Consider the following 9,720-nt stretch of genomic DNA (forward strand, 5'->3'; position numbering starts at 1 on the left):
CCCGCCTGTCGCCACACCCTGTCACCGCGATGTCACTGTGCACATAGCAGAAACGCGGCAGGAGACCGGAAGGTTCCCCGCACACCGCACTTCTACACGGCTCCCGCTCCCCTCACCCGGCGACTCCGCGTGAACGGCAGGGCTTCTCCGCCATCCCTTCACTCCGCGCGCATCCACTGCTCCATCACCGACAGAAGATGATCGGGGTCGACCGGCTTGGTCACATAATCGGAAGCGCCCGACTCGATGGCCTTCTCCCGGTCGCCCTTCATCGCCTTCGCCGTCAACGCGATGATCGGCAACCCCGCGAACTGCGGCATCCGCCGGATCGCGGTGGTCGTGGCGTACCCGTCCATCTCCGGCATCATGATGTCCATCAGGACGACCGCCGCGTCGTCGTGCTGTTCCAGGACCTCGATGCCCTCACGGCCGTTCTCGGCGTACAGCACCGACAGACCGTGCTGCTCCAGGACGCTGGTCAGCGCGAAGACATTGCGGATGTCGTCGTCGACGATCAGCACCTTCTCGCCCTCGAACCGCACGCCCTGCCGCGGCAGCGCGCCCTCCTGCAGCTCGCCGCCGCCCTGGTCCTGGCCCGCGCCGCCCCGGCCGGCGGTCACAGCCCTGCGGCGGCGCCGGAAGAGGGCCGCGGGACCGTTCTGCGTCTCCTGGTACGACTTCACCTCGGCCGGGGTCTCGATGTCCGGCGCGGACAGCTGGGCCTCGGACGCCAGCAGCTCGCCGACCTCCATGGTGGGCGCGAGCTGCGAGTAGCCGTGCGGCGGCAGCTCGCTCGGGTGCAGCGGCAGGTACAGGGTGAACGTGGAGCCGCGGCCGGGCTCGCTCTGCGCGTGGATCTCACCGCCGAGCAGCCGGGCGATCTCCCGCGAGATGGACAGCCCGAGGCCCGTACCGCCGTACTTGCGGCTGGTGGTGCCGTCGGCCTGCTTGAACGCCTCGAAGATCACCCGCATCTTGCTGGCCGGGATGCCGATACCGGTGTCGGCCACGGAGAACGCGATCATCTCCGCGTCCGCGTCCCTCAGCGAGCCCGCCTCCAGGAGCTGCTCCCGGATGGCCATCGGGACATCGCCGCCCGCAGGACGGATGACCAGCTCCACGGCCCCGGTGTCGGTGAACTTCACCGCGTTGGACAGCAGGTTGCGCAGCACCTGGAGCAGCCGCTGCTCGTCGGTGTGCAGCGTGGCCGGCAGCTCCGGCGACACCCGCACCGAGAAGTCCAGGCCCTTCTCCGCGGTCAGCGGCCGGAAGGTGGCCTCCACGTAGTCGACGAGCTGGACGAGCGCGATACGCGTCGGCGAGACGTCCATCTTGCCCGCCTCGACCTTCGACAGGTCCAGGATGTCGTTGATCAGCTGCAGCAGGTCGGAGCCGGCGCCGTGGATGGTCTCGGCGAACTCCACCTGCTTCGGCGAGAGGTTGCCCTCGGCGTTGTCGGCCAGCAGCTTGGCCAGGATCAGCAGCGAGTTCAGCGGCGTCCGCAGTTCGTGCGACATGTTGGCGAGGAACTCGCTCTTGTAGCGCATGGACACCGCGAGCTGCTCGGCGCGCTCCTCCAGGACCTGCCGCGCCTCCTCGATCTCGGTGTTCTTGACCTCGATGTCGCGGTTCTGCTGGGCCAGCAGCTCCGCCTTCTCCTCCAGTTCGGCGTTGGACGCCTGAAGGGCCTTCTGCCGCTGCTCCAGCTCCTCCGACCGCAGCCTCAGCTGCTCGGTCAGCTCCTGCGACTGCTTCAGCAGCACCTCCGTCTTGGTGTTGACGGAGATGGTGTTGACGCTGGTGGCGATCATCTCCGCGATCTGGTTGAGGAAGTCCTTCTGGATCTGCGTGAACGGCGTGAAGGACGCGAGCTCGATGACCCCGAGCACCTTCCCCTCGAAGAGGACCGGGATCACGACCACCTGGGCGGGCGGCGCCTCCCCGAGCCCGGAGGAGATCTTCAGGTAGCCGCTGGGCGCGTTCTCCACCAGGATGGTGCGCTTCTCCTCGGCCGCCGTCCCGATCAGCGCCTCACCCGGCCGGAACGACGTCGGCATGGAGCCCATCGAGTAGCCGTACGAGCCCAGCATGCGCAGCTCGTACTGGTCCTCGTTGTCGGCGCCGGCGTCCTGGCCGTCGACCAGTGGCATGGCGACGAAGAACGCGCCGTGCTGTGCGGACACCACCGGCGTCAGCTCGCTCATGATCAGCGAGGCCACGTCCTCCAGGTCGCGGCGGCCCTGCATCAGCGCCGAGATCCGGGCCAGGTTGCCCTTGAGCCAGTCCTGCTCCTTGTTGGCGATCGTGGTGTCGCGCAGGTTGGCGATCATCTTGTTGATGTAGTCCTGAAGCTCCTGGATCTCCCCGGAGGCGTCCACGTCGATCTTCAGGTTGAGGTCGCCACGCGTCACCGCGGTCGCCACGCGCGCGATGGCTCGCACCTGCCGGGTCAGGTTCCCGGCCATCTCGTTCACGGACTCCGTGAGGTCCCGCCAGGTGCCGTCGACGTCCCGCACGCGCGCCTGACCGCCGAGCTGGCCCTCGGTGCCCACCTCGCGGGCCACCCGCGTGACCTCCTCCGCGAAGGAGGACAGCTGGTCGACCATCGTGTTGATGGTGGTCTTCAGCTCCAGGATCTCGCCGCGCGCGTCGATGTCGATCTTCTTGGTCAGGTCGCCCTTGGCGATCGCCGTGGTCACCATGGCGATGTTGCGGACCTGGCCGGTCAGGTTCGACGCCATCTGGTTCACGGACTCGGTGAGGTCCTTCCACGTGCCGGCCACGCCCGGAACGTAGGCCTGCCCGCCCAGGATGCCGTCCGTGCCCACCTCGCGGGCCACCTTGGTGACCTGGTCGGCGAACGAACTCAGCGTCTTGACCATCGTGTTGAAGGTGTCGGCGAGCTGAGCGACCTCGCCCCGCGCCTCGATCGTCACCGTGCGCGTCAGGTCACCGTTGGCGACCGCCGCCGCCACCTGGGAGATGTTCCGCACCTGCATGGTCAGGTTGTTGGCCATGAGGTTGACGTTGTCGCTGAGGTCCTTCCAGATGCCCGTGACGCCGGGGACGTGCGCCTGACCGCCCAGGATGCCCTCGGTGCCCACCTCGCGGGCCACCCTCGTCACCTGCTCGGCGAACGACGACAGCTGGTCGACCATCGTGTTGACGGTGGTGACCAGTTCGAGGATCTCGCCCTTGGCGTCGACGGTGATCTTCTTGGACAGATCGCCCTTGGCGACCGCGGTCGTGACTTCGGCGATGTTGCGTACCTGCATGGTCAGGTTGTTCGCCATGCCGTTGACGGACTGCGTGAGGTCCTTCCAGGTGCCGGAGACGCCCTGCACCTCGGCCTGACCGCCGAGGATGCCCTCCGTACCCACCTCGCGGGCCACCCGTGTGACCTCCTGGGCGAACGACGACAGCTGGTCCACCATCGTGTTCAGCGTGTTCTTCAGCTCCAGGATCTCCCCGCGCGCGTCCACGGTGATCTTCTGGGACAGGTCACCGCGCGCCACGGCGGTGGCGACCTGTGCGATGTTGCGCACCTGTGCGGTGAGGTTGCCCGCCATACCGTTCACGGAGTCCGTCAGGTCGCGCCACACACCGGCCACGCCCGGCACCTGCGCCTGACCGCCCAGCCGGCCCTCCGTGCCCACCTCGCGGGCCACCCGCGTCACCTGCTCGGCGAAGGCGGAGAGCTGGTCGACCATCGTGTTGATGGTGTTCTTCAGCTCCAGGATCTCCCCGCGCGCGTCGACGTCGATCTTCTGCGACAGATCGCCGCGCGCCACGGCCGTCGTCACCTGCGCGATGTTGCGCACCTGACCGGTCAGGTTGGACGCCATCGAGTTGACGGAGTCCGTGAGTTCCTTCCACGTGCCCGACACGCCGTCCACGCGGGCCTGGCCCCCCAGGCGGCCCTCCGTGCCCACGTCCCGGGCCATGCGGGTCACCTGGTCGGCGAAGCTCGACAGCTGGTCCACCATCGTGTTCACGGTGTTCTTCAGCTGGAGCATCTCGCCGGAGACGTCCACGGTGACCTTCTGGGACAGGTCGCCGTTGGCCACGGCCGTCGTCACCTGGGCGATGTTGCGGACCTGGCCGGTGAGGTTGCGGAACGCGGTGTTGACGGAGTCCGTCAGGTCCTTCCACGTACCGGCCGCGCCCGGGACCTGCGCCTGACCGCCCAGCTCCCCCTCGACGCCGATCTCCCGCGCCACGCGCGTGACCTCGGCACCGAACGCCGACAGCTGGTCGACCATGCCGTTGACGGTGTTCTTCAGCTCAAGCATCTCGCCGGCCACGTCGACCGTGACCTTCTGCGACATGTCGCCGTTGGCCACCGCCGTCGTCACCGCGGCGATGTCCCGCACCTGGGTGGTCAGATTCCGGAAGACCGTGTTCACCGAATCGGTGAGGTCCTTCCACGTTCCCGCGGCACCCGGCACGTTGGCCTGCCCGCCGAGCTGGCCCTCGGCGCCCACCTCGTTGGCGACGCGCGTGACCTCGTCCGCGAAGATCCGCAGCGTCTCGGTCATCTGGTTGATCGTCTCGGCGAGGCGCGCGACCTCGCCGCGTGCCGGCACGGTGACCTTCTGCGACAGGTCGCCGTTGGCGACCGCCGTCGTCACCTGCGCGATCCCGCGCACCTGGGCCGTCAGGTTGCCGGCCATCACGTTCACCGAGTCGGTGAGGTCCTTCCACACACCGGCGACGCCCGGCACCTGCGCCTGGCCTCCCAGGATGCCCTCGGTGCCCACCTCGCGGGCCACCCGGGTCACCTCGGAGGAGAACGCGGACAGCTGCTCCACCATCGTGTTGACGGTGTTCTTCAGCTCCAGCATCTCGCCCGCGACATGCACCGTGACCTTGCGCGACAGGTCACCCTTGGCGACCGCCGTCGTCACCAGCGCGATGTCCCGCACCTGCGCGGTCAGCCGGTACGCCATCGTGTTGACCGACTCCGTCAGGTCCTTCCACGAACCGGACATACCACGCAGCCGGGCCTGCCCGCCCAGCTTGCCCTCGGTGCCCACCTCGATGGCCACCCGTGTGACCTCGTCGGTGAACGTCGACAGCTGGTCGACCAGGTTGTTGACGGTACGGGCCACCTTCAGGAACTCGCCCCGCAGCGGATGCCCCGTCCCCTCCGGACCGGGCGTCCGCAGCTCCATGCGCGGCGACAGATCGCCCTCGGCCACCGCGGACAGCACCCGGCTGACCTCGGAGACCGGCCGTACGAGGTCGTCCACGAGCGCGTTGGACGCGTCGATCGCCGACGCCCAGGAGCCCTCGCACGCCCCCGTCTCCAGCCGCTCGGTGAGCTTGCCCTCACGCCCGACCACACGCCGCACCCGCGCCAGCTCACCGGTCAGGTGCAGGTTGCGGTCGGCCACCTCGTTGAAGACGGCGGCGATCTCGGACATGACCCCGTCACCGGAGACGGTCAGCCGTTTACGGAAGTTGCCGTCCCGCATCGACACCAGGGCCGCCAGCAGCCGGTTCAGGGCCGCCGTGTCCACCGCGGTGGTTCCGCCCCGTCCCTCGCGCTGGTTGCCCAGGGACTGTCCGCCTTTCGCGCGCGTCTTCGTGCCACGCGTCGCTGCGCCAGACTCCACTGTGTCCCTCCCGCAGGGATCGACCATCACTGTTGTGCTCAGGGGTACTGCTCGACATACCGTTGCCGATGCGTAGTCCTGCCCGATCCAGCCGGGCACACGCGCGTGCTCCTGCCCGGCGTGGCAAACGACACTCGGCCTCGCGGACCTTCTCCTAGAACCCTGCCCAGTGTTTCACCATGCCGGAACCAGGCCATAACAGTTCGGCAGCTTCGCACACGCTCCGCACACCCTCCGGACGTAAACACCGGCGACCGGCATCCGCATGGACGGCGAAGGTAAGTAACCTTGCATGCGGCTGTCCAGCCGCAGTGGTCGACCGGCCTGGGCGGTGGCACGACCATGAGGCAGGCATCGGAGGGGCGCCGCACCATGACCACCGGACTGCATCCCGGGGGACCACCCCAGGATCCCCGGCAGAGGGACGACGAGCCACTGCCTCGGCAGGAGGGGGTCGGCCCCGGAGCCCTGCACGTCGAGAACCGGACGAGGAGTTCTGTGATCACCGCGCGCGCGGCCGCCAGCTTCGAGCCCGTCGGACGATCGGTCGCGAGCGCGCGGTCCTTCGTCCGCGACACCCTCCAGGGCTGGGGTTTCGCCGACATCGTCGACGACGCCGTGGTCCTCACCAGCGAACTGGTCACCAACGCGGTCGTCCACGCGGGCACCGCCGCGGACGTCCTGTGCCTGCGCAGCGACGACGGCGTACGCGTCCAGGTCGCCGACCGGTATCCGGAGCGCGAGATCCCGCTGCAGTCGGCCGCCGTCGACATGGGCAGCCCCGACCGGGAGGGCGGCCGCGGTCTGCAGCTCTGCGCCGCCCTGGCCGGCCGGTGGGGCGTCGAGTACACCCCCACGCACAAACAGGTCTGGTTCCAGCTCGAGCTCCCCGAGCGCCCGGTCGGCACCCGCGCGGCGGGCCCCGCCCTCCCCGCCGACCTCCTGCCGCTCGCCGACGGCCGGGTCCGCGTCGCGGTCGTCCAGATCGACCGCTCCGGCTGCATCACCGCCTGGAACGAGGACGCGGAGGAACTGTTCGGATACACCACGGAGCAGGTCACCGGCAAGCCGCTCACCGACCTCGCGGCCTGGCCGCACACCCCGGGCACCGGCACGGGCGTGGCCGAGGCCCTCCGGCTCTCCCGCTGGGAGGGCAGCTACGGCATCCGCGGCGCCGACGGCCGCGTCATCGCCGTCTACGCCTCCCACCTGCGGGTCCGCGACACGGCGGGCGAGCCGTCCACGGTCTGCCTGCTGGTGCGCGACCACGAGCGGGCCGTCCTGCAGACCCCGCTCCGCGGCCCGGCCCCCGACACGACCACGGCCGCGGACGGTCAGAGCGCGGACCCCTTCGAGGTCTTCATCGGCTCCCCCGCCCCGGACGACCTCGACGGCCTGCTGCAGCGCACGGTGGAGCGCGCCCGCGACATGCTCGACGGCGACGCGGCCTTCCTGCTGCTGGCCACCGATGACGAGACGGAGCTCGAGGTGCGGGCCTCCACGGGCCTGCCGTCCGCCCGCCAGCGCTTCGCCCGCGTCCCCGTAGAGGCCGGGCCCGGCCGCTACGGCTCGGCCCGCATGCCGGCCGTGCACGACGACCTGGCGGCCGTACCGGGCGCGGTCCCGCTGCTGAACGGCACCGGTATGCGCTCAGTGGTGACGGTCCCACTGAAGGTCGAGGGCCGCCTCACCGGCTCCCTCGGCGTGGCGGCCGAGGCGCCCTCCCGGTACTCCAACGAGGAGGCGCTGCGCCTTCAGTTCGCCGCCGACCGCATCGCCCTCGCCGTGGAATCGGCTCGCCTGGGCGAGCTGGAACGCCTGCGCCGCGGCTCCCTGAGCTTCCTCGTGGAGGCCTCCGACCTCCTCGCGGGCACCCTGGACCGGGACCAGACGCTGGCGCTGATGGCCCAGATGACGATTCCGACCCTGGCCACCTGGTGCGCCGTGTACACCATTGCCGACCAGGCCTCCGAGCCGTACCTCTCCTACGTCCTGCACGAGGACGAGGACCGCATCGACGGCCTCAAGGCTCTCCTGTCCAAGATCCCGCCCCCGGAGCCCATTCCCACGCCGGGCGCCCGTATCTGGACGGCCCCCGCGGAGGCGGCCCACCAGGCGGCCCTGCGCACCTCCATGCGCAGCCTCGGCCTCGGCGAGCCCGCCACCGTCAGCTCCGGCATCGGCACGACGCTGGCGACGGCCTCGGCGGTGGGTGGCGAGACAGTCGTACTGCCGCTGGTCGCCCGGAACCGCGTCATCGGCATGCTCACGCTGGGCAAGCCGACGGACGAACACTTCCGGCAGGAGATCCTGGAACTCGCCGAGGACTTGAGCCGTCGGGCGGCCCTCGCCCTGGACAACGCCCGGCTGTACTCGGAGCGCACGGCCATCAGCCAATCCCTCCAGCGCAGCCTGCTCCCGCCGGGACTGCCGCAGATCGACGGGGTGGAGGTCGAGGTCATCTACCGCGCGGCCGGCGAGGGCAACGAGGTCGGTGGCGACTTCTACGACCTGTTCCCGATCCGCGACGGCGCGTACGGCTTCGCCATCGGTGACGTGTGCGGTACGGGACCGGAGGCCGCCGCGGTCACGGGTCTGGCCCGCCACGCCCTGCGGCTGCTGGCCCGCGAGGGCTTCGGCGGTCCGGCCGTCCTGGAACGCCTGAACTCCGCGATCCTCGACGAAGGCGCCCGCAGCCGTTTCCTGACCCTGCTCTACGGCGAGTTGTGGCCTCAGGAGGACGGCAGCGCCGTACTGAAGGTGGTGTGCGCCGGCCATCCGCTGCCGCTGCGGCTGCGGCAGGACGGCATGGTCGAACCGGCGGCCGAACCGCAGCCGCTCCTCGGCGTGATGGAGGACCTGGAGCTGTACGAGCAGACGGTCACGCTCGACCCGGGCGACGTCCTGCTGTGCGTCACGGACGGCGTCACGGAACGCCGCGAGGGCCGGCGCATGCTGGGCGACGACGGTCTGGCGGACGTGCTGACGACCTGCACGGGCCTTACGGCGGGCGCGGTGGCGGCCCGCATCATGCGCGCGGTCGAACGGTTCGCCTCCGACGCCCCGTCGGACGACATGGCGATTCTGGCGATGCGGGTCCCGGACCTTCCGAAGGACTGACGGCCCGGGGCACGAAAAGGGCCCCGCCCTGCTGGGCGAGGCCTTTTCTCGGAGCCCCCAAACGGAATCGAACCGTTGACCTTCTCCTTACCATGGAGACGCTCTGCCGACTGAGCTATAGGGGCCTGTCGCGCTTTGGGAGGTTTCCCTCCCGGCGACGGAATAGATCATACCCCGAACCGACGTGTGCTCCCAACCGTCAGGACACCGGTCCGAAGGCGGGCTGCAGCAATCCGCCCAGGGCGTTGCACGCGGAGACGATCCTGTTCATCTCACGCTTGGTCAGCGACGCGTCCACCGGAAGCGAGAGCGTCTCGTCGGCGGCTCGTTCGGTCTCCAGCAGGTGCACGTCGCGCCGGAAGGCCGGCATTCGGTGTACGGGGGTCTTCACCGGAACCCGGCACTCGACTCCCTTGGCCCGCAGGGCCCGTGCGAAGGCGTCCCGGTCGGGCCGGCCGTTCCCCGGCACCCGCACGACGTACTGCTGGTAGGTGTGCCCGCCACCGCTGTCGGGCGTGCGCACGCCCCGCAGTCGCTTGTCGAGGTAGGCGGCCCGCTCCCGCCGCTGCGCCACCTCGGTGTACGGCGTCTCGGACTCGCCCTGTTCCAGCACCAGCAGACCGTGCCGCTGCCCGACCTCGTGAAGTGCGGCGACGTCGGCCGGGCGCCCGAAGCGGTGCACGACGACAACCGCGGTGGTCCGGGCCGTCACCACGGCCTCCACAGCCGTCGGGTCCAGGCAGTACGTCACCGGGTCTATGTCCGCGAAGACCGGCGTTGCACCCGCCGTGGCGACGGCCTCGGCCACCTCTATGGTGCCGAACGCCGGCACGATGACCTCGTCACCGCGGCCGACACCTGCGGCCGTGAGCATTCCAGCAGTACCCATGGCTGGGATGCTGGTCCGGCAACGTGAACGCGGAGTGACGCACAACGCAAAAGAGCGGGTCCCTGAACCGAAGTTCGGGGACCCGCTCTGAAG

Annotated in this window: 3 protein-coding genes and 1 tRNA gene; 1 reads left to right on the plus strand and 3 read right to left on the minus strand. The window is 69.8% G+C overall.

The features are described from left to right. Nucleotides 1–158: 158 nt before the first annotated feature. Entirely contained in the window at nucleotides 159–5,618 is a 5,460-nt protein-coding gene (locus tag AC5WS8_RS11030; RefSeq protein WP_496103146.1) for a HAMP domain-containing protein, read from the minus strand. A gap of 372 nt (nucleotides 5,619–5,990) precedes the next feature. Between AC5WS8_RS11030 and AC5WS8_RS11035 the strand changes: the two genes are divergently transcribed. Beyond that, nucleotides 5,991–8,738 carry a SpoIIE family protein phosphatase gene (locus AC5WS8_RS11035; protein WP_496103159.1) on the plus strand — a complete coding sequence of 916 codons (2,748 nt, stop codon included), beginning with the start codon at nucleotides 5,991–5,993 and terminating at the stop codon, nucleotides 8,736–8,738. Between the two features lie 52 nt (nucleotides 8,739–8,790). Here AC5WS8_RS11035 and AC5WS8_RS11040 read toward each other — a convergent pair. Next, nucleotides 8,791–8,863: transfer RNA gene (locus tag AC5WS8_RS11040), tRNA-Thr, on the minus strand. 74 nt (nucleotides 8,864–8,937) lie between these two features. Then, nucleotides 8,938–9,612, minus strand: a complete 675-nt coding sequence (locus AC5WS8_RS11045) for a DegT/DnrJ/EryC1/StrS family aminotransferase (RefSeq protein WP_496103160.1) — start codon at nucleotides 9,610–9,612, stop codon at nucleotides 8,938–8,940. Between the last annotated feature and the right edge of the window lie 108 nt (nucleotides 9,613–9,720).

This window comes from Streptomyces sp. PTL18 (assembly GCF_059510295.1).